At 70.6% G+C, this 18,098-nt stretch carries 17 protein-coding genes; 8 read left to right on the forward strand and 9 right to left on the reverse strand.

Annotated features, from left to right (window positions below; genetic code table 11):
• Positions 1 to 148: 148 nt before the first annotated feature.
• The 4 genes from ACFXMF_RS03385 to ACFXMF_RS03400 form a co-directional block, all read right to left on the reverse strand.
• Positions 149 to 1,741 carry an acyl-CoA synthetase gene (locus ACFXMF_RS03385; protein ID WP_379989271.1) on the reverse strand — a complete coding sequence of 531 codons (1,593 nt, stop codon included), beginning with the start codon at positions 1,739 to 1,741 and terminating at the stop codon, positions 149 to 151.
• Positions 1,742 to 1,743: 2 nt separating this feature from the next.
• Positions 1,744 to 2,595 carry an SDR family oxidoreductase gene (locus ACFXMF_RS03390; RefSeq protein WP_360311773.1) on the reverse strand — a complete coding sequence of 284 codons (852 nt, stop codon included), beginning with the start codon at positions 2,593 to 2,595 and terminating at the stop codon, positions 1,744 to 1,746.
• Positions 2,592 to 3,296 carry a nitroreductase family protein gene (locus ACFXMF_RS03395; RefSeq protein ID WP_360311775.1) on the reverse strand — a complete coding sequence of 235 codons (705 nt, stop codon included), beginning with the start codon at positions 3,294 to 3,296 and terminating at the stop codon, positions 2,592 to 2,594. The genes ACFXMF_RS03390 and ACFXMF_RS03395 overlap by 4 nt, the downstream gene beginning before the upstream one ends.
• An 82-nt stretch (positions 3,297 to 3,378) precedes the next feature.
• Positions 3,379 to 4,554 (reverse strand): CaiB/BaiF CoA transferase family protein, encoded by a 1,176-nt coding sequence (locus ACFXMF_RS03400; protein WP_379989272.1) that lies wholly within the window; start codon positions 4,552 to 4,554, stop codon positions 3,379 to 3,381.
• 213 nt (positions 4,555 to 4,767) lie between these two features.
• Here ACFXMF_RS03400 and ACFXMF_RS03405 point away from each other — a divergent pair, with 213 nt between their 5' ends.
• From ACFXMF_RS03405 to ACFXMF_RS03425, 5 genes are all read left to right on the forward strand, one after another.
• A complete protein-coding gene (locus tag ACFXMF_RS03405; RefSeq protein ID WP_360311779.1) occupies positions 4,768 to 5,394 on the forward strand; it encodes a TetR/AcrR family transcriptional regulator in 627 nt (208 codons plus the stop codon).
• An 18-nt stretch (positions 5,395 to 5,412) separates the two neighbouring features.
• Positions 5,413 to 6,585 carry a cytochrome P450 gene (locus tag ACFXMF_RS03410; protein ID WP_360311781.1) on the forward strand — a complete coding sequence of 391 codons (1,173 nt, stop codon included), beginning with the start codon at positions 5,413 to 5,415 and terminating at the stop codon, positions 6,583 to 6,585.
• A gap of 146 nt (positions 6,586 to 6,731) precedes the next feature.
• The gene (locus ACFXMF_RS03415; RefSeq protein ID WP_379989274.1) at positions 6,732 to 8,423 is read left to right on the forward strand and encodes a serine/threonine-protein kinase; all 1,692 of its coding nucleotides are present in this window, start codon (positions 6,732 to 6,734) and stop codon (positions 8,421 to 8,423) included.
• A gap of 120 nt (positions 8,424 to 8,543) precedes the next feature.
• Positions 8,544 to 9,386, forward strand: coding sequence for a hypothetical protein (locus ACFXMF_RS03420; protein ID WP_379989276.1), 843 nt, complete (start codon positions 8,544 to 8,546; stop codon positions 9,384 to 9,386).
• A 291-nt stretch (positions 9,387 to 9,677) separates the two neighbouring features.
• A complete protein-coding gene (locus tag ACFXMF_RS03425) occupies positions 9,678 to 9,866 on the forward strand; it encodes a DUF397 domain-containing protein (protein WP_360311787.1) in 189 nt (62 codons plus the stop codon).
• A gap of 649 nt (positions 9,867 to 10,515) precedes the next feature.
• Here the strand turns inward: ACFXMF_RS03425 and ACFXMF_RS03430 are convergent.
• The 5 genes from ACFXMF_RS03430 to ACFXMF_RS03450 all read right to left on the reverse strand — a co-directional run bounded on the left by ACFXMF_RS03430 (position 10,516) and on the right by ACFXMF_RS03450 (position 15,027).
• A complete protein-coding gene (locus tag ACFXMF_RS03430) occupies positions 10,516 to 11,430 on the reverse strand; it encodes a helix-turn-helix domain-containing protein (RefSeq protein WP_379989277.1) in 915 nt (304 codons plus the stop codon).
• A gap of 213 nt (positions 11,431 to 11,643) precedes the next feature.
• Entirely contained in the window at positions 11,644 to 12,582 is a 939-nt protein-coding gene (locus tag ACFXMF_RS03435) for a TauD/TfdA family dioxygenase (RefSeq protein ID WP_360311791.1), read from the reverse strand.
• A gap of 43 nt (positions 12,583 to 12,625) precedes the next feature.
• A complete protein-coding gene (locus tag ACFXMF_RS03440; protein ID WP_360311793.1) occupies positions 12,626 to 13,315 on the reverse strand; it encodes a TetR family transcriptional regulator in 690 nt (229 codons plus the stop codon).
• An 84-nt stretch (positions 13,316 to 13,399) separates the two neighbouring features.
• Positions 13,400 to 13,831 carry a hypothetical protein gene (locus ACFXMF_RS03445; RefSeq protein WP_020556484.1) on the reverse strand — a complete coding sequence of 144 codons (432 nt, stop codon included), beginning with the start codon at positions 13,829 to 13,831 and terminating at the stop codon, positions 13,400 to 13,402.
• A gap of 203 nt (positions 13,832 to 14,034) precedes the next feature.
• Positions 14,035 to 15,027, reverse strand: coding sequence for a hypothetical protein (locus ACFXMF_RS03450; protein WP_379989280.1), 993 nt, complete (start codon positions 15,025 to 15,027; stop codon positions 14,035 to 14,037).
• Positions 15,028 to 15,355: 328 nt separating this feature from the next.
• On the opposite strand from ACFXMF_RS03450, the gene hemL reads away from it, so the two are divergent.
• The 3 genes from hemL to ACFXMF_RS03465 all read left to right on the forward strand — a co-directional run bounded on the left by hemL (position 15,356) and on the right by ACFXMF_RS03465 (position 18,096).
• The gene (hemL, locus tag ACFXMF_RS03455; RefSeq protein ID WP_360311797.1) at positions 15,356 to 16,672 is read left to right on the forward strand and encodes a glutamate-1-semialdehyde 2,1-aminomutase; all 1,317 of its coding nucleotides are present in this window, start codon (positions 15,356 to 15,358) and stop codon (positions 16,670 to 16,672) included.
• 2 nt (positions 16,673 to 16,674) lie between these two features.
• Positions 16,675 to 17,355 (forward strand): histidine phosphatase family protein, encoded by a 681-nt coding sequence (locus ACFXMF_RS03460; RefSeq protein WP_360311799.1) that lies wholly within the window; start codon positions 16,675 to 16,677, stop codon positions 17,353 to 17,355.
• Between the two features lie 126 nt (positions 17,356 to 17,481).
• Positions 17,482 to 18,096, forward strand: coding sequence for a TlpA disulfide reductase family protein (locus ACFXMF_RS03465; protein ID WP_360311801.1), 615 nt, complete (start codon positions 17,482 to 17,484; stop codon positions 18,094 to 18,096).
• The last annotated feature ends 2 nt before the right edge of the window (positions 18,097 to 18,098 follow it).

Raw genomic sequence — 18,098 nt, forward strand, 5'->3', positions numbered from 1 at the left:
ACACGAAGTCACGAGCGAGGGGCCACTTTTTTGTGGAGGAGCCCGCGACGGAGCAAAAAAGTGGTGCCTCGCGAGCCGGCGCCGAAGGCGCCCAAATAGAAGCAACGCCGCATCGCCGAAAGCCGCCCACCCGCCCGCTCCGCCACCCCTACCCCCCCACCACCCCCACCGCCGTCTCCCGGGCCCACCGATAGTCCGGCTTCCCCGCCGGCGTCCGCGGCACCTCCGCGACGGTGACCAACTCCCTCGGGATCTTGTACCCCGCCAACTGCTCCCGCGCGTGCTCGGCCACGTCCTCCGCCGTCAGCGTGTGCCCCGGTCGCAGCGAGACGACCGCCGCCACCCGTTCGCCGAAGCGGGGGTCGGGGACGCCCACCACGACCGCGTCGTACACCGCCGGGTGTGCCTTGAGCACACCCTCGACCTCTTCCGGGAAGACCTTCTCGCCGCCGGTGTTGATGCACACCGAGCCGCGGCCGAGCAGCGTCACGTCGCCGTCGTCCTCGACCCGGGCGAAGTCGCCGGGGATGACCCAGCGCACGCCGTCCGGGTCGACGTGGAAGGTGTCCGCGGTCTTGACCGGGTCCTTGTAGTAGCCGATCGGGATGTATCCGGTCCGGGCGATCCGGCCGCTCTCGCCCACGCCCACCGGGCGCAGGTCCTCGCCGAGCACCGCAGTCTTGGGCTTGAGCGGGAAACGTCCGCCGGGGGTCTGCGAGCTGCCCGCACCGAACTCCGAGGCGCCGAAGCTGTCGGCGATGTACAGGCCGGGGACCAGCCGGGTGAGCTGGGCCTTGACCGACGGGGAGAGCAGCGCGCCGCCGGAGCCGATCACCTTGAGCGTCTGCACCCGGTGACCGCCACCCTCCAACTCGTCCGCGATCGGGCGCGCCATCGCGTCGCCGACCAGCATCATCGTCACGCAGCCCTCACGTTCGACGATGCGCAGGATCTCGGCCGGGTCGTAGCGCAGCCCGGTCCACAGCACCGCGGTGCCCGCGCTGAACAGGGTGATCCAGGTGACCCACTGGCCGTTGCCGTGCATCAGCGGAGTGGTCAACATCTGGACCAGTGGGGCGCCCTCGGCCTTGGCGGCGAGCAGTTCGGGATCGGCGATCGGCTCTCCACCGAAGTTCCCGCCGCCCATCGCCGAGCAGAAGATGTCGTGCGAGCGCCACTCGACACCCTTGGGAAAGCCGGTGGTCCCCCCGGTGTAGACCATGTACCGGTCCTCGGGGGAGCGCTGCCCGAAGTCCCGGGCACCGCTCTCCGCGGCAAGCGCCTTCTCGTAGTCGACGCTCCCGTCGAGCTGCTCGTCGACCTGCCCATCGAACTCGTCCGAGAGCACGAACACGTGCGCGAGCCCGGGCGCCCCGCCCCGCACCGCGGCGACCTTGGGCAGGTACCCACGCTCGACGACCAGCCCGGTCAGGTCCGCGTTGTCGACGATGTAGCGCAGTTCGTCCTCGACGTAGCGGTAGTTGATGTTGATCGGCACCATGCGCGCCTTGAACGCGCCGATCATCGCCTCCAGCCACTCGGCCCGGTTGCGCGAGTAGATGCCGATGTGCGCGCCGGTGGCCAGCCCCGCCGAGACGAACGCGTGGGCGACCCGGTTGGACCGCTCGTCCAACTCGCGGTAGGTCAGTCGGACCTCGCCCGCGACCAGCGCGAGCCGATCCGGACAGGCGTCCACCACGACCTCGAACAGGTCCGCCAGGTTGAATACCCGCTGGGTCATTGTCAGTTCCCTTCCGCGACGATGCCGCGCAGGCCGTCGGCGCCGAAGACCGGCTCCAGGAAGGCCCGGAAGTCCGGACCCCGGCGCAGGTGGTGGCCGCCGTCCACGTTGATGTTCTGGCCGGTGATCCAGGTCGACTCGGGGCCGACCAGGAAGGCGGCGAGCGAGGCGATGTCGTCGGCCTGCCCGACCCGGCCGAGCGGCGTGCAGGCCAGGTAGTCGTCCAGCACCGGGCCGCCCTGGGTGACCGCGTCGACCATCTCGGTGGCGACCAGGCCGGGCAGGATGCTGTTCACCCGGACACCGCTCGCGCCGAGTTCGTCGGCGGCGAGCCGGACCAGGTGGTCGATGCCGGCCTTGCTCACGCCGTACGCGCCGAACCAGCGATGGGTCAGGGTCGAGGCGATCGAGGAGATCGCCACGAACGAGCCGCCGCCGCCCGCCGCCATCAGCCGGGCCGTGTGCTTGAGCACCAGCATGGTGCCGGTCAGGTTCAGCTCGACCGTCTCGCGCCACTTGTCCGTGTCGAGCGAAGTCAGAGGCCCCATCGTGGTGTTGCCACCCGCCGAGGCGACCACCGCGCGCAGCGAACCGAGTTCGGCCGCACTTGCGACCGTCGCGCGGACCTGATCCTCGTCGGTCACGTCGGTCACCGCGGCCGCGATTCGTACCCCGGTCGGCGCGATCTTCTCCAACTCGGCCACCGCGCCGCGCAGTCGGTCCGCACTGCGGCCGGCGATCAGCACATGCGCGCCGTCGGCGGCGAACCGTCGCGCGCAGCCCAATCCGATCCCGCTGCCCCCTCCGGTCACCAGGGCCACCGTGTCCCGCAGCGGCAGGTCGGCACGTGTCACCGGGCATCTCCTTCGAACGTGGTGGGCACGTACGCCGCACCGTCGGCCGGCCACATCGGTGCCGGTACCTCGAACCCGATCGACGCGCCCCAGGTGTTGCGATACGCCACCTCGTGCGCCGACGTCCGGGGCGCCACGCCCCACGTGCCGGTCGGGTAGCCGAACGACACGCAACACGCCATGTGCCAGCCCTCGCCGGGCGGCACCCCGAGCACCTCCAGGACCGCGTCCCGATGCGAGATGCCGAGTACCGCGGTCAGCGCGCTGCCGACCCCCTCGGCGCGCGCGGCCAGCATCGCGCTCCAGACCGCCGGGAAGATCGAGCCGCCGGTGGGATCGTGCCGGGCGAAGCCGAACATGAACAGCGGGACCTGCTCGAAGTTGTCCGCGAGCCACTGCGACGAGCGCCGCACCCGGACGAAGGACCGGCTCTCCGCGCTGTCCGGGTCCGCCTCGGCGGCGGCCACGCGCGGTGCGTACAGGGTCTTCCACAGGCTGTCCATCGCGTCCCGGTACAGCGGACCCAGTCGACCCTTGACGCCCGGGTCGTCCACGAGCAGGAAGCGCCAGCCCTGGGTGTTGCCGCCGCTGGGCGCGCGTACCGCCGCGTCCAGGATGCGGGCCTGCACGTCGTACTGGATCGGATCCGGCGCGACCCGGCGCATCGCGCGTGTGGTGTACAGCGCTTCATGAAGTTCCATCTGCTCCCCTGTCTCGTCCCTGATCCCTGTGCCTGATCCGTGATCCGTGGTACCCGTAGCCCGCAAGGGCGGTGACGCGAAGTCAGACGATCGCGCCCGCGTCCCGCAGACGCTCGATCTCGGTCGTGCCCAGTCCCCACCCGGCCAGCGCGGTGTCGGTGTCGCCGCCCTGCGCGGTGGGCCCCGGGTGCACCGGCCGGGCCGGCTCGGCGGCGGGCGTACGGGAGAAGCGCGGCGCCGGGGCCGGTTCGGGCAGCCCGTCGGCGTGCAGGAAGGTGCCGCGCTCGACGTGGTGCGGGTGCGCCGGGGCCTCGCCGGGGGAGAGCACCGGCGCGAAGCAGGTCTCGGTGCCCTCCAGGAGCGCACACCACGCGTCCCGGGTGCGGCCCGCGAACACCTCGGCGAGCCGGGCCTTCATCGCGGGCCAGTGCGCCCGGTCGTGCTGCTTGGCGAAGTCGGCGAACACCGGGTCCTCGGCCAGCCCGAGCCGGTGGATCAGCTCGGCCCAGAACCTCGGCTCGATCGCGCCGACCGCGACGTACCGGGCGTCCTCGGTCTCGTACACGTCGTAGAACGGCGCGCCGCCGTCGAGCATGTTGGTCCCGCGCGGGCCGAGCATCCCGGCGGCGCCCATGGTGAACCAGGTCGCGCCCAGCGTCGCCGCCCCGTCGATCATCGCCGCGTCCACCACCTGGCCCCGGCCCGAGCGGCCCGCCTCCAGCAGCGCCGCGACCAGGCCGAAGGCGAGCAGCAGGCCGCCGCCGCCGAAGTCGCCGATCAGGTTGAGCGGAATGCTCGGCGGTTGGCCGGCCCGGCCGATCGGCTCCAGCATCCCGGCCAACGCGATGTAGTCGATGTCGTGCCCGGCCGCCGACGCGAGCGGCCCGCTCTGGCCCCAGCCGGTCAGCCGGCCGTAGACCAGCCGCGGGTTGCGCTGGGCGACCACGTCGGGACCCAGACCCAGGCGTTCCATCACGCCGGGCCGGAACGGCTCGATCAGCGCGTCGGCGTCGGCGAGCAGGCGCAGCGCCAACTCGACCCCGTCCGGGTGCTTGAGGTCGACCGCGATCGAGTGTTTGCCCCGGTTCATCGGATTGCGCGGCGGCTTGGTGAAGCCCTTGCGGGCCTCGTCCGCGCGATCCACGCGCAGCACCTCGGCGCCCAGGTCGGCGAGCAACATCCCGCAGAACGGGCCCGGCCCGAGGCCGACGAACTCCACCACGCGAATGCCTGCGAGGGGTCCTTTTCTGGCGGTCACGGCGTCTCCGGCGATCGATCGGGCCCCGAAATTACTGAAACACGTTCTCACTTAATCTGACGAGACGTCAGACTAGACTTCCGTCTCATCGGTAGGCAAGATCACCGCGGAACGAGTCGGCGCACCACCTCGGACCCGGCGCTCCCCGCGCCGGACCCGCACCCGGCCCGCCGCACCCATCCCGAAGCGCGACCCGACAGGACAGGCTCTCTCGTGGCCGAACCCCGCATCAGCTCGACGATCACCCTCACCAGATCGCTCACCCGGGACCAACAGGCCCGGCGCGAGCGGCTGGTGCGTGCCGCGTGCGACCTCGCCCTGGAGGGTGGCTACGCGGCCGTGACGATGCACGACGTCGCGGACCGCGCGGGGGTGGCCCGGGCCACCGTGTATCGCTACTTCACGTCGAAGAACCACCTGCTGAGCGAGGTGTCCGCGCTGTGGATCGGCGAGCTCGCCGACGAACTCGCGGCTCGCCCGCTGCCTGCGGACCCGGCCGGCCGACTGGCCGCCCTGTTGTGCCGCATCGTCGAGGTCAGCGCGGAGAACCGGCTGCTGACCGAGGCCGTGGTGCAGGCCGCGACCGCACCGGACGCGTCCGCCGGCCAGTCGCAGGAGACCTTCCACCAGAGCATCCACCGGATCACCGGCCTGGCCTTCGGCGACACCGCCGACGGCGAGGACGGCGCCGACCCGGCCCGGCGGCGCGACATCGAGACGGTGCTGGGTCACGTCCTGCTCTCGGGCCTGGTGAGCCTCACCGCGCGGGGCCGCGCGCTCGACGAGGTACAGGACCTGATGCGTACCGCCGTCCGACTCTTCGTTCCGCTCCCCACATGACCATTTCGGAGGCTTGCCATGACGGCTCCCACGACCCGCGACATCCACCTGCTCGACCGGGACTGGTACGCCGGTGACCCCTTCGCCGACTACGCCTGGCTGCGCGAGCACGCACCCGTCTACTACAGCGAGCGCGCCGGCGTCTGGGGCCTGAGCCGGCACGCCGACCTGGCCTGGGCCGAGCGCAATCCCGAACTGTTCTCCTCGGCCAAGGGCTCGCGCCCGCTCGGCTACCCGCAGCCCTCGATGATCGACTCCGACGACCCGACCCACTACCGTCGTCGCAAGCTGGTCTCCAAGGGCTTCACCCCCCGGCAGATCGCCGCGATGGAGGATCACGTCCGGGACATCGTGACCTCGCTGATCGACGCGATGATCGCGGGCGGTCGCAGCGCCGACCTGGTCCGGCAGTTCTCCGCGCCGCTGCCGATGACGCTGATCGGCGAACTGCTCGGGGTCGGCGCCGAGCACCGCGACCAGCTCCAGCACTGGGCCGACGTGATGGTGATGCTCTCCGACGGCGGCGAACTCAGCCACAAGGCGGGCGAGGCGTTCACCGAGTACGTCGCCTACACCACGCAGGTGATCGAGGACCGCCGCAAGACCCCCTCGGACGACCTGATCGGCATCCTGGTCGGTGCGGAGATCGACGGCGAGAAGTTGAGCTTCGACGAACTCATAGGCGAATCCCTGCTGTTGCTCGTGGGCGGCAACGAGACCACACGCAACGTGATCTCCGGCGGCATCGCCGCGCTCCTGCGCAACCCCGAACAACTCGCCAGGCTGCGCGCGGACCCGACGCTGATCCCCTCGGCCGTCGAGGAATCGCTGCGCTGGGTGTCGCCGGTGGTCAACATGGCCCGGCATACGACACGTGACGTGGAGCTGCACGGCACGGTGATCCCGGCCGACTCGATCGTGATGATGTTGTACGGAGCCGCCAACCGCGACGCCGAGGTGTTCACCGAGCCGGAGCGCTTCGACGCCTTCCGCACGCCCAACCAGCACATCGCGTTCGGCACCGGGCCGCACTTCTGCCTCGGCTCCTCGCTGGCCCGGCTGGAGATCCGGGTCGCCTTCGAGGAACTCCTGCGCCGGCTGCCCGACCTGCGGTTGGCTCCGGACGCCACCCTCGCGCACGGCCCGTCGTCCTTCATCCGCGGCCTGATCGCGCTGCCCGTCGAGTTCTGAGCCGCCCGTCGGCCGTCGGTGCGCCGGCCCGGACCCCACCCGAGGGAAGCGCCTCGGATCCGGTCCGGTCCGGCCGCCCGGGACCCCCCAAATGCGGACACCCGCGTATTCTCTGGCCAACTGCCGGACGACGAGGGGGATGTCCTGTGAAACCGCTGGAGCCCGAGGATCCGCGGCAGATCGGCGGCTACCGGGTGCTCCGCGTGCTGGGGGCGGGCGGCATGGGTCGGGTCTACCTCGGGCGCAACCGGGGCGGTCGGGTCGTCGCGATCAAGGTGGTCCGGGCCGAGTGGGCGGACGATCCCGGCTTCCGCGAACGTTTCCGCCGCGAGGTGGACGCCGCGCGGCGGGTCGGCGGCGCCTGGACCGCGCCGGTGCTGGACGCCGACACCGAGGCCCGCACGCCGTGGGTGGTCACCGGATACGTCGCCGGCCCCAGCGTCTACGAGGCGGTGTCCGGGCGCGGGGCGCTGCCCGCGGAGACCGTGCGCACGCTCGGCGCGGGCCTGGCCGAGGCGCTGGTGGCGGTGCACGACGCCGGTCTGGTGCACCGGGACATCAAACCCTCCAACGTGCTGCTGTCCCTGGACGGGCCGCGGGTGATCGACTTCGGCATCTCGCGCGCGATGGACGCGTCGGTGCTCACCCGGACCGGGCACACCGTCGGATCGCCCGGCTTCATGTCGCCCGAGCAGGTCGACGGGCGCGACATCGGGCCGCCCAGCGACGTGTTCTCGCTCGGCTCGGTGCTGGTGTTCGCCGCGACCGGTACGGGACCGTTCGGCGAGGGCAGCGGACAGGCACTGATGTACCGGATCGTCGCGCAGGAGCCGCGCCTGGACGATGTGCCGGTCGCGCTGCGCGAGATCGTCGGCGCGTGCATGGCCAAGCACGCGGCCTCGCGCCCCACTCCCGCCGAGCTGCTCGCCGCACTGGCGCCGGAGGGTACGACCGACCTGGTGGCGGGCAACTGGCTGCCTGCGGACCTGACCACCGCGTTGTCGCGACGCGCGATCGAATTGCTCGAACTCGACGACGACGGCGCGCCGGACGCGGGCTCGTTCGTGTCCGCGGGCACCGGCGCGCCCACGTGGGACGACCGCTCGCGCGCGGCGACGGCGCCGCCCCGGCCGGTGGACGTGCCGCCGGGCCCCGCGACCCCGCCGCCCTGGGTCCCCGCGCCCGCCGCCGCACCCTTCGCGGGCGTGGCGGCCGAGACGTACGTACCGCCGCCGACCCCGGCGCACCGCCCGTGGTGGCGGCGTCGCCCGGTGTACCCGCTCGCCGCCGTGCTGATCGCGGGCGCCGTCACGTTGGGGGTGCTGCGGCCGTGGGAGGGCGACGACGGCGGCTCGGGCGCCGGCGGGCGCAGCTCCGACGAGGGGCGCCGGTCGCCGGTGACCGACACGGACCCGAAGGCGTCCGGCGGACCGAGCAGCAGCAGTTCGAACACCGCCTCGCCCCCGACCGGCTCGACCGCACTGCCGCAGACATACGTGGGCACCTGGTCCGGGTCCGCACGCTCCGACTACAACAGCGCCTCCGAGATCACCATCACGCTGACCGGCGGAAAGGTGGGCGACAAGAAGGTCGGTACCAGCCGGCTCACCGCCACCGGGCAGCTCGGCGAGAAGGCCGACTGCGAGGCCGATCTGGAACTGCTCTCGGTCTCGGCGGACACCGGCCTCCGGTTGACCAGCCACCTGACCCGCAACTCGGGCTGCGTGGACGGCGACGTCGAACTCAAGTTGACGCCGCCCACCATGTCCTACGTCTCGCCGGGCAACGGCCTGCTGACCTCGACATCGCGGGGCACCCTCACCCGCAAGTCCGGATGAGCCCCCCACCGGCCGGGAACCATGGCGCGCGGCCCGTACGTCAAACTGAACACCTGTCGAATGCGGAACGGCCTGTCGGGCCACGAATGCCCGGTCGAGTGGGGAATGGCGAGTTCGGACATGCGGCACAGCCCTGAGGACGCGGACGACGGCCACGACGTGGAGCGACTCGACGAGCGTTTTCGGGAACTCGTGGTGCAGCTCGCCCCACAGGTCCCGCCGCCGCCCGTCGCGGGCATCCACAAGGTGTTCCGCCGCCGACGCCTGCGCAACCGGGTCCTGGTCGGCGCCGCCTCGCTCGTGCTGCTCGCCGGTGGGGCGACCGTGGTGGGACTCGGATCCGGCGACGACGGGCCGCCGCACCGGGAGGCCGCCGCGCCGCCGCCGGCGGCGAGCCCGGTGACCAGTACCACCCCGGCGGCGCTGAGCGACGCGCTCTTCCCGAGTGCGCAGGAGTTTCCGGTGGTGGCCGGGGTGTACGAGAACTGGCATGTCACCGAGACCCGGACCGCGCTGGCCGAGAACCTGGGCCCGTGTGCGACGCAGACCCTCGCCGGGCTCGGCGCGGTGGAAGCACAGGAGCGGGTGTTCAACCACGACGGACAGGGCGGCGGCCTGGTCCGCCTGGTCCGCTACCCGGACGAGCGCACCGCCGCGGTGGCGGCCACCGACGTCACCGGCGGCCTGGCCGGATCCTGTCCGGACAATCAGCCCAATCCGGCCGCGGACGGCCTGCCCCGGATCAAGGCGTTGGACAAAGAGGGCGACGTGTGGCGCACCCAGGGTGTGATCAACGGCAACCTGGACCAGTACGTGGACTACGGCATCGTGCGCAGCGGCCCGGTGGTGGCGGTGGTCCAGGAGACCGTCATCGACCCGCGCGGGGTGCCCCCCACGGACGCGTTCCTCCGATTGGTCGCCGGCCTCCGGGATCGCCTGGGAAAGAACGGATCAGGGCCCTGATGTTCCGAATTCAAGGCTTTCGCCTTCTCCCGTTCACCGGGCATATCCGGGCGGGTCGGGAGTGCTGCAAACGGGTGAGCGACCGGGCAATTCGCCACCTGGCAATTCGCCAGCCGACATCCACGGGTTTCATACGGATGGACGTGACCGGATTTCGCTTGCGACGGAGCTGTGGCGCTAAGCTGTGCGCGCGCCCTCGAAGCCGGTCAACCCGCAGAGGTGACGACCCTGCACGGAATCATCCGGCTGTCGGCTTCCCTATTCTCATCAGCCCTTTTCCGGAGGCAAGCCATGGCGGAGTTCGAGCCGCTGGGACGTTCGTGGCGCAAGAGCAGTGCGAGCGCGGCGACCAACTGTGTCGAGGCCAGGCTGGGTGACGAAGTCCAGGTCAGGGACTCGAAGGCGCCCGTATTGCGACTCGCCTTCGGGGATCGATCGTGGGGAGCGTTCCTCTGTGCCACCGGTCGACTTTCGGATTGACGCACTCCTTGTCGGCGACGGCGGCAGTGATGTCCCGACGACCGACCGGGTTCCGACACGCAAGGCGGCCTGCCTGACGGCAGGCCGCGAGGGATATGGGCACGAGGCCCGGAGCGGGTTGGTATCCGTTATCCGATGAGAGTGAGCAGTCCGGCGGCCCGGAGCGTGTAATAAAGCGCTCCCGCTGTCACCGCGGCCACGGCTACCAGCAGAAAGATCACGCGAAGCATCCTCTCGAAGTCGTCCTGCACGAGTTCACCCCCTTTCTTCGATCAGGCGTCCTTTCTTGCCGACGGTGTGTACCGTGCAGGGGCGGGGGGACGGCGATTGCGCCCTCATCTGTGATTGTGCATGGAGATGTCTGCTTCCGCCAGAGTGAGTCGAGTCCCCTATACGTGGGTCCCATGCAAAAAAGAACGAGTTGCCCCGGTAAGTCATAAAATCTGACCCTCGGAACAACTCGTTCGAAGCCTCGCAGTGGCCGCTGCGAAACCGTGCTGCTCATCGACATCGAGCAACGGATACCCATCTGTCATTATGCGCAGGAACAAGCAATCAGCCAAGTGGCTCTTGGGATGTATTCAACTCGCATCCTGGCTGCGCGCGTGCAGTCAGCCGGCCTGCTGCCACTCTGCCCTCGGCAGATCCGCTACTCGACCGGATCGCCGGGGTGGGGATGATGCGGCGAGCCGGGGGCGAAGCGTTCGAGCGCGGCGTCCAGCAGGGCCGGTGTGTGCTCTCGCGCGGCGAGCTGTTCCAGACCCCAGAAGGTCTCCAGGTAGGACAACGGCGAGACCGTCGGCGGGTCCTCCGGGTTGCCCTCGCGAATGATGATGTCACCGGACGGGTTTTCGATGAACAGGACCGCCTCGTCCGCGACGTCCTGGAACTCCATGAGCTGGTAGGCGATTCGGGCCCGCGAGTACAGGCCGGACGAGAACGGCACCACGCGCACGGTGATGTTGGGCCACTCCGCGTACTCGCGGATGCGGCGCATCTGATGGCGCATCACGGCCGGGCTGCCGACGGTGCGGTGCATCACGCTCTCGTCGACGATGAAGTGCAGCGTGGGCCCGTCCGGGCGGATCAGCCGCTCCTGACGCTCCATCCGCAGTGCGACCGCCTCGTCCAGGGTGGTGTCGTCGGGCGAGGTCACCACCCGGAGCACCTCGTGGGCGTACTCCTCGGTCTGTAACAGGCCGGGAACCAGGAGGGGTTCGAAGTTGCGGATGACCATGGCCGAGGATTCGTAGCCCAGGAACACCTTCGCCTCGGTGGTCAGGATGTTCCGGTACGCGTACCACCAACTGCGTTGCTTGGATGCCCTGGCCATGTCGATGAACTCGGCCACGCGGTCGGGTTCGACCACCCGATAGTGCTGGAGCAGTGCCTTGAGGTCGGTGGTGGAGATGTTGACCTGGCCGGTCTCGATCCGGATCAGCTTGGACAGCGACCAGTCCATCTCCAGTGCGACGTCCCGTTGGATGAACCCGCACTCCTCGCGCGTCTGACGCAGGAGTGCCCGGAGCCTGCGCCCCTGGAACATCGGGTCCCGTGTACCCATCGGCCGCCCCCCAAAGGCTGTCGGCAGCGATCTCGCATCTAGCGAGGGCGCAGAACGGGTGGTGCACAAACGCCACCCGGAGAACAGCATCCCGTCGAATCGGCCGACCCGACAAGCCCCCGCATCGATGTGCGACCGGCGGATCCGACGCCCCGTCAGCCGACGAGGCGCCGGATCCCCACACGCGAAGCCGATCGGTGATCCCGGGGGCGGTCAGCCCTCCAGGGCGTAGGACTCGGCGCCGTCCGGGCCGACCGAGTTGGCGCCCTGCAGGGTCACCCGCTGCATCGAACGGCGCATGCCCGGGGGCACGTCCGTGGGCACCAGGTGCACCGTCGCGCGGTTGTCCCAGAACGCGATGCTGCCCGGCTGCCAGCGGAATCGCACGCTGAACTCCGCGTCGGCGATGTGTGCGTAGAGCATCTCCAGGATGTGCGTGCCCTCCTGCCGGGACAGTTCGAGGATGTGGCTGGTGAAGTTCGGGTTGACGAACAGCACCTTCTCGCCGGTCTCCGGGTGCACCCGCACCACCGGGTGCACCGCGCGCAGCCCCTCCCCGAGGAACTGCTTGGCGAGTTTGCCCGGCAGTTCGCCGCGCTTGATCGGCAGCGTGTTGTGGTGCACCGCGTGCAGGCCGTCGAGCAACTCCTTGAGCGGGTCGGACAACTGCTCGTAGGCCAGCGCCAGGTTGGCCCACTGGGTGTCGCCACCGTAGGGCGGCACGATCACTCCGCGCAGGATGGACGCGGTCGGCGGGTCGGGAATGAAGGTCACGTCGGTGTGCCAGCGGCTCTCCACGAAGCTGCCGCCGCCGCCCATGCCCAACTTCTCGTTGTCGAGCAGCAGGATCTCCGGGTGGTCGGGGAACGCGGCGGGCAACGTCGGGTGCCCGGGCGCGAGTTCGCCGAAGCGCAGGCCGAACGCCTTGTGCTGCTCCTGGGTGAGGTGCTGGTCGCGGAAGAAGACCACCTTCCACTTCAGCCAGATCGCGCGGATCTCGGCGACCGCTTCGTCGGTGAGCGGCCGGGTCAGGTCGGCGCCGAAGATCTCGGCGCCGATGTTCCCGGCCATCGGCCGGACCTCCAGGCCCAGTGCGGCGGCCGAGGCGGGGGTGGGGTCTGCATAGGTGGGCTGGTCGATGGTGCTCGTCATGGCCGAACCTCCGGAACCAAGGGGGTCCCGCGCCGGGCGGGACCTAGCGGGATTGTTCGAGAGCGGCCTCGGTCCGGGCGGAGACCGGGGCCAGGAAGAGGGCGAGGGCGGTGTCGGTCAGACCCGCCAGGAAGACCTCCCGGTCGGTGGGCGTGTGCCGACCGGGATGGTGCAGCGCCATCTCGCGGTCGGCGAGTACGTGCGTGAGGTAGGACGACAGGAACACCCAGCGTTCGTCCCGGACGCGCGCGGGCACCTCGACCGCCAGGTCGAGCAGGCGCTCGCGCACGGTGTGGATCCCGCGCGTCCACTCCTCGCGGGACAGGTCGCGCACCGCGGTGCCCTCCACATAGGCGGCGTGCAGGCAAAAGCGCAGGTACCAACTGGGCTTGCCGGGCTCGCCCAGCGTGTCGGCGAGCGGGTACAGGAACGCCTCGATCAGACCCCGGGCGTCGTGCCCGTGCCCGGCCCGGTCGAGTTCGTCCAGCATCGCCAGGCGCCGAGCGTTCACCGGCTCCATGCGATGCCGAAAGACCGCGTCCACCAGGGTCTCCTTCGACCCGAAGTGGTAGCGCGCCGCGGCGGTGTTGCGCTGCCCGGCCTGGGCACCGATCTCCCGCAACGACACCCCGTTGATGCCGCGCTCGGCGAACAGCCGTTCCGCCGCCTCGATCATCAAAAGGCGTGCGCCGGCACCGCGGTCCGACGCCGAAGCGCCGTGCGTCCCTGTCATGGACGCACGTTAAACCGCGCGGGTTAATAACTCAAGTGGGTTAATCGAACGGGGGTCGGCACCGACACTCCGGGACGGCCGCGGCTACGAATGCATCAGGCAGTACAACTGGTGCCCGGCGTGGTGCAGTTCGCGGGCGAACTTGGTCCAGTCGTGCAACATCCGATACAGCAGATACGCGTCGCGCGGCACCCGACGGTCCGGGAACGTCGACCAGATGAAGGCCGCCGCGCCCAGTTCCTCCTCGGTCGCGTTGCGCAGCACGTCCATCAACATCGGCGGCAACTGCATCACCGCGTGCGCGGGGTGCAGGACGACCAACTCCAGTGGTGGCGTCGCGTCCTGCGGGGTGTCCCCAAGCAGCGACAGCACCATGGCGCTGACCGTCTCCGGTTTCACGAACGACACGTAGGAATTGCTGGGGCGTTCCACCGTGTCGGTCGGATCGATCAGCGGAGGCACCCGCGCCGCGGTCGCGCGATCGGGTGCGCCGAAGTACTCATATGTCACGCCCACGTGTGCACCGCCCGACCGAGGTCGGCTCCGTGACACGTGCGCACACCCGTGGCGCCCGACGCCATCGCTCCCTGCTCGCTTGTCTCGGTCTGATCGGTGATCGAGGGGACTCGTTGAAGATCGTCGCAGGTCATCCGGGCATTCCGTACCGCGGTTGGGTAACAGGTGTGCACCACTCGGAACCGGTCCCGCCCCGGCATGCGTCAGGACTCCCGGCCAGGCGGCCCGCCCGAGAAGGTCCGGCCGAGCGACATGTCGTTCAACGCCTTGACGAATACGCCCGTTCGCACCGAACCGGCGGAACGCGCGGTGATCTTCACCACGTTCGTGCCGACCACCGCGGCGCGCACGTCGGTCAACACCGTGCTCCACGGCACCCCCTGCGCGGTGCTGCCGCCGCCGGTGAACACGACGCGCAGTCGCTCGGCCTCGGCCCGGGCGGCCGGCTCCGACCCGGTCGCCACGCACAACACGTCGGTGCCCGGCGCGCCGGCCTTGCCGGTCACCCCGACCGCGATCCTGGGCCCGTTCGGGGTCTCGCCACCGGCGGCCCGATCGGTGATCACCGCGGCCAACGGCTTGTCCAGGCAGTCCGCCAGCGCGCGCTCGGTCGGGTCGGCGCCGAGCCTGGTGCCGCCGCGGGTGAGGTCGGCGCCCTGCAGCGTCGAGCCGTAGCCGATCTGCCGGTCGGCGATCCGGATCACGTTGAAGTGGTTGTTGCCCAGCGGCAGTTTCTGGGACAGCGCGTCGTCCAAGCCCAACTCGTTGTCTCCACGCAGCCGTTGTGCCTTCGGCTCGGCGGGATCCGGCTTGGCGCCCAGTGCCTGGAGCTTGCCGAGCACGGTCTTCTTGTCGAAGCCGCCGACGAACACCCCGCCCTGGTACGGCGGTCGGCCGGCCGACCACGCCTCGCGCGCCTTGTTCGGGTCGAACCCCAGGGCCGGTGCCACCTGTTCGCGCAGCCCGCCCAGATCGGGCGAGCCGATCCCGAGCAGCGTGCCGTAGGGCCCGGTGGCGGCGGTGCCGCCGTTGGCCTTGGTGAGCGCGGCCGTGTCGGCGTACTCGAACCAACCCCGGGTGGACGCGTCGTCCCGCACCGCGTCCAGCGCGCCGCGCAGCCCCGTGGTACCGCCGTCGTCCGAGTCCTTGTCGCCGCAGGCGGCCGTCCCGGCCAGCAACAGCAGCGTCGCGAGCACCGGTCCGAGACCGCCGGCTATCCGGTGGTGTCGCCCGGACCGCCCACTCCGACGTGTTCTCGCCGCCACGCGCGCACCCCGATCGTCGTGCTGCACCCCGCCGGACATGCCTCACCCGTGGGCACGGGTCCGGGTGGTCCGATCATACTGCTCCCGGCCCCCGGTTTCGGTTGCCGGATCCCCGGGAACCAACGCGAATCCGTGCACACCCTCCCCGGCGCCCATCCGGTCGGTCCATTCGGGCACCGCGGCGCCCCTCCTTCGGCGCCCGTCGCGCCGCGCCGCCGGGGGCGACGAGGGTGCCCGGTTTGTTTGAGAGCATGGCCGGGTGAGCTCTGTCAACGAGAACCCCGCACCCGCCTCCGCCGCCCTGTTCGCGCGTGCGCGGGCCGTCACCCCCGGCGGGGTCAACTCGCCGGTGCGCGCCTTTCGCGCGGTCGGCGGCACGCCCCGCTTCATGGTCTCGGGCCGAGGTCCGTATCTGACCGACGCGGACGGCCGCGAATACGTGGACCTGGTGTGCTCCTGGGGACCGATGATCCTCGGCCACGCCCACCCCGCGGTGCAGGAGGCCGTGCGCGAGGCGGTCGCGCGCGGCACCTCCTTCGGCACCCCCGGCGCCGGCGAGGTCGAACTCGCCGAGGAGATCGTCTCCCGGATCGCCCCGGTCGAACAGGTCCGCCTGGTCAGCTCCGGCACCGAGGCCACCATGTCCGCGATCCGCCTCGCCCGCGGCTTCACCGGTCGGGCCAAGGTGATCAAGTTCGCCGGGTGTTACCACGGTCACGTGGACGCGCTGCTGGCCGCCGCCGGCTCCGGCCTGGCCACCTTCGCGCTGCCCGACACGCCCGGGGTGACCGGCGCCTCGGCCGCCGACACGATCGTGCTCCCCTACAACGACCTGTCCGCCGTCGAGTCGGCGTTCGCCGTGCACGGCGACGACATCGCGTGCGTGATCACCGAGGCCGCGCCCGGCAACATGGGCGTGGTCACCCCGCGGCCCGGCTTCAACGCCGGGCTCAAGGCACTGTGCGAGCGGCACGGCGCGTTGTTCGTCTCGGACGAGGTGATGACCGGCTTCCGGGTGTCCAAGGCGGGTTGGTTCGGCATCGAGGGTGTCGTGCCCGACCTGCTGACCTTCGGCAAGGTGATGGGCGGCGGCTTCCCGGCGGCGGCCTTCGGCGGACGCTCCGACGTGATGTCCCGGCTGGCCCCGCTGGGCCCGGTCTACCAGGCCGGCACGCTGTCCGGGAACCCGGTCGCCACCGCGGCCGGCGTCACCACGCTGCGGCACTGCACCGACGCGGTGTACAAGCACCTGGACGGGGTCTCGCTCGCGCTGCGCACCGAGGTCTCGGCCGCGCTGGCCAAGGAGGGTGTGGCACACACCGTGTCCACCGCCGGGAACATGTTCTCGATCTTCTTCACCGATCGACCGGTGCACGACTACGACCAGGCACGCACACAGCAGGCGTTCCGCTTCTCCGCGTTCTTCCACGCGATGCTGGACGCCGGCGTGTATCTGCCGCCGAGCGCGTTCGAGGCGTGGTTCCTGTCCGCCGCCCACGACGACGCGGCCGTGAACCGTATCCTCGACGCGCTGCCGGCCGCAGCCCGCGCCGCAGCGAGTGCCCAGGAGAACTGACGATGGCTCAGAAGCCGCAGACCAATCGCGATGTGACGATCGTGCACCTCATGCGCCACGGCGAGGTGCACAACCCGCACGGCATCCTGTACGGCCGCCTGCCCGACTACCACCTGTCGGAGCTGGGCAACAAGATGGCCGAGCGGGTCGCCGACCATCTCGCCGGGCGCGACATCACCCACGTGGTGTCCTCGCCGCTGGAGCGTGCCCAGGAGACGGCCGCGCCGATCGCCGGCCGGCACGGGCTGGAGATCGCCACCGACGAGCGGCTGATCGAGGCGGAGAACATCTTCCAGGGCAAGACCTTCGGGGTCGGCGACGGTTCGCTGCGCAACCCGGGGCACTGGAAGCACCTCACCAACCCGTTCAAGCCCTCGTGGGGTGAGCCGTACATCGAGCAGGTGGTGCGGATGATGGGCGCGCTGGGCGCCGCCCGGGACGCCGCGCGCGGGCACGAGGCGGTCTGCGTGAGCCACCAGTTGCCGATCTGGGTGACCCGCTCCTTCGTCGAGCGGCGGCGGTTGTGGCATGACCCGCGCAACCGGCAGTGCTCGCTGGCGTCGCTGACCACGTTCACCTACGAGGGGGACAAGATCGTCTCCGTCGGCTACAGCGAACCGGCCCGGGACCTGCTCCCGGCCAAGCTCGCCGGCAAGGCGCAGGGCAAGAGCTTCGGAGCCTGACGCAAAACCGTGAATTCGGGGCATGACGCCCCATTTATTTGGGACGAATCGGGATGAAATGAAGCAGTGTCAGCGGCACGACGGACCCCGCGTGGAGCGGTCGTGGAGGCATGCGAAACTTTTCACATGCTCACACGCCGCCTGCCTCGTCGTGCCGCGCTGCTCACCGCCGCGGCCCTGCTCGCACTCTCCGGCTGCGGTGGGATGAGCGCCGGCGGCAAGAGCGGCGGCGACGGCAAGGGCTACGTGGACAGCGACAACAGCGGCATCGCGCGGGCCGCGGTGGGCGCGCGTACCGCCGCCCCGAAGGTCTCCGGCCAGACGCTCGAAGGCAAGGACATCAGCCTCGCCGACTTCAAGGGCAAGGTCGTGGTGCTCAACGTCTGGGGCTCGTGGTGCCCGCCGTGCCGGGCCGAGGCCGCCGACTTCCAGCAGGCACACACCGAGACCGCGGACAAGGGTGTGCAGTTCCTGGGGATCAACACCCGCGACGCCACCCAGGACAACGCGCTCGCGTTCACCAACAGCAAGGGCATCACCTACCCGAGCCTGTGGGACCCGGACGCGCGCGAGATCCTCAAGTTCACCGGCAACCTGAACCCCAAGGCCATCCCCAGCACGCTGATCATCGACCGTGAGGGTCGGATCGCGGCCCGGGTGCTGCGCGCGGTCACCATCGAGGAACTGCGCTCGATGATCGACCCCGTGTTGAACGAGCCGGTGCCGAACGAGAAGGCCTGATC

The sequence above is a fragment of the Embleya sp. NPDC059213 genome (genome assembly GCF_042754445.1).
Taxonomy (GTDB): domain Bacteria; phylum Actinomycetota; class Actinomycetes; order Streptomycetales; family Streptomycetaceae; genus Embleya.

Bases quoted from the DNA above. Each gene is read 5' to 3' on its own strand.
- ACFXMF_RS03385 (WP_379989271.1), bottom strand. From the start codon at position 1,741: ATGACCCAGCGGGTATTCAACCTGGCGGACCTGTTCGAGGTCGTGGTG.
- ACFXMF_RS03395 (WP_360311775.1), bottom strand. From the start codon at position 3,296: ATGGAACTTCATGAAGCGCTGTACACCACACGCGCGATGCGCCGGGTC.
- ACFXMF_RS03410 (WP_360311781.1), top strand. From the start codon at position 5,413: ATGACGGCTCCCACGACCCGCGACATCCACCTGCTCGACCGGGACTGG.
- ACFXMF_RS03420 (WP_379989276.1), top strand. From the start codon at position 8,544: ATGCGGCACAGCCCTGAGGACGCGGACGACGGCCACGACGTGGAGCGA.
- ACFXMF_RS03425 (WP_360311787.1), top strand. From the start codon at position 9,678: ATGGCGGAGTTCGAGCCGCTGGGACGTTCGTGGCGCAAGAGCAGTGCG.
- ACFXMF_RS03430 (WP_379989277.1), bottom strand. From the start codon at position 11,430: ATGGGTACACGGGACCCGATGTTCCAGGGGCGCAGGCTCCGGGCACTC.
- ACFXMF_RS03435 (WP_360311791.1), bottom strand. From the start codon at position 12,582: ATGACGAGCACCATCGACCAGCCCACCTATGCAGACCCCACCCCCGCC.
- ACFXMF_RS03440 (WP_360311793.1), bottom strand. From the start codon at position 13,315: ATGACAGGGACGCACGGCGCTTCGGCGTCGGACCGCGGTGCCGGCGCA.
- ACFXMF_RS03460 (WP_360311799.1), top strand. From the start codon at position 16,675: ATGGCTCAGAAGCCGCAGACCAATCGCGATGTGACGATCGTGCACCTC.
- ACFXMF_RS03465 (WP_360311801.1), top strand. From the start codon at position 17,482: ATGCTCACACGCCGCCTGCCTCGTCGTGCCGCGCTGCTCACCGCCGCG.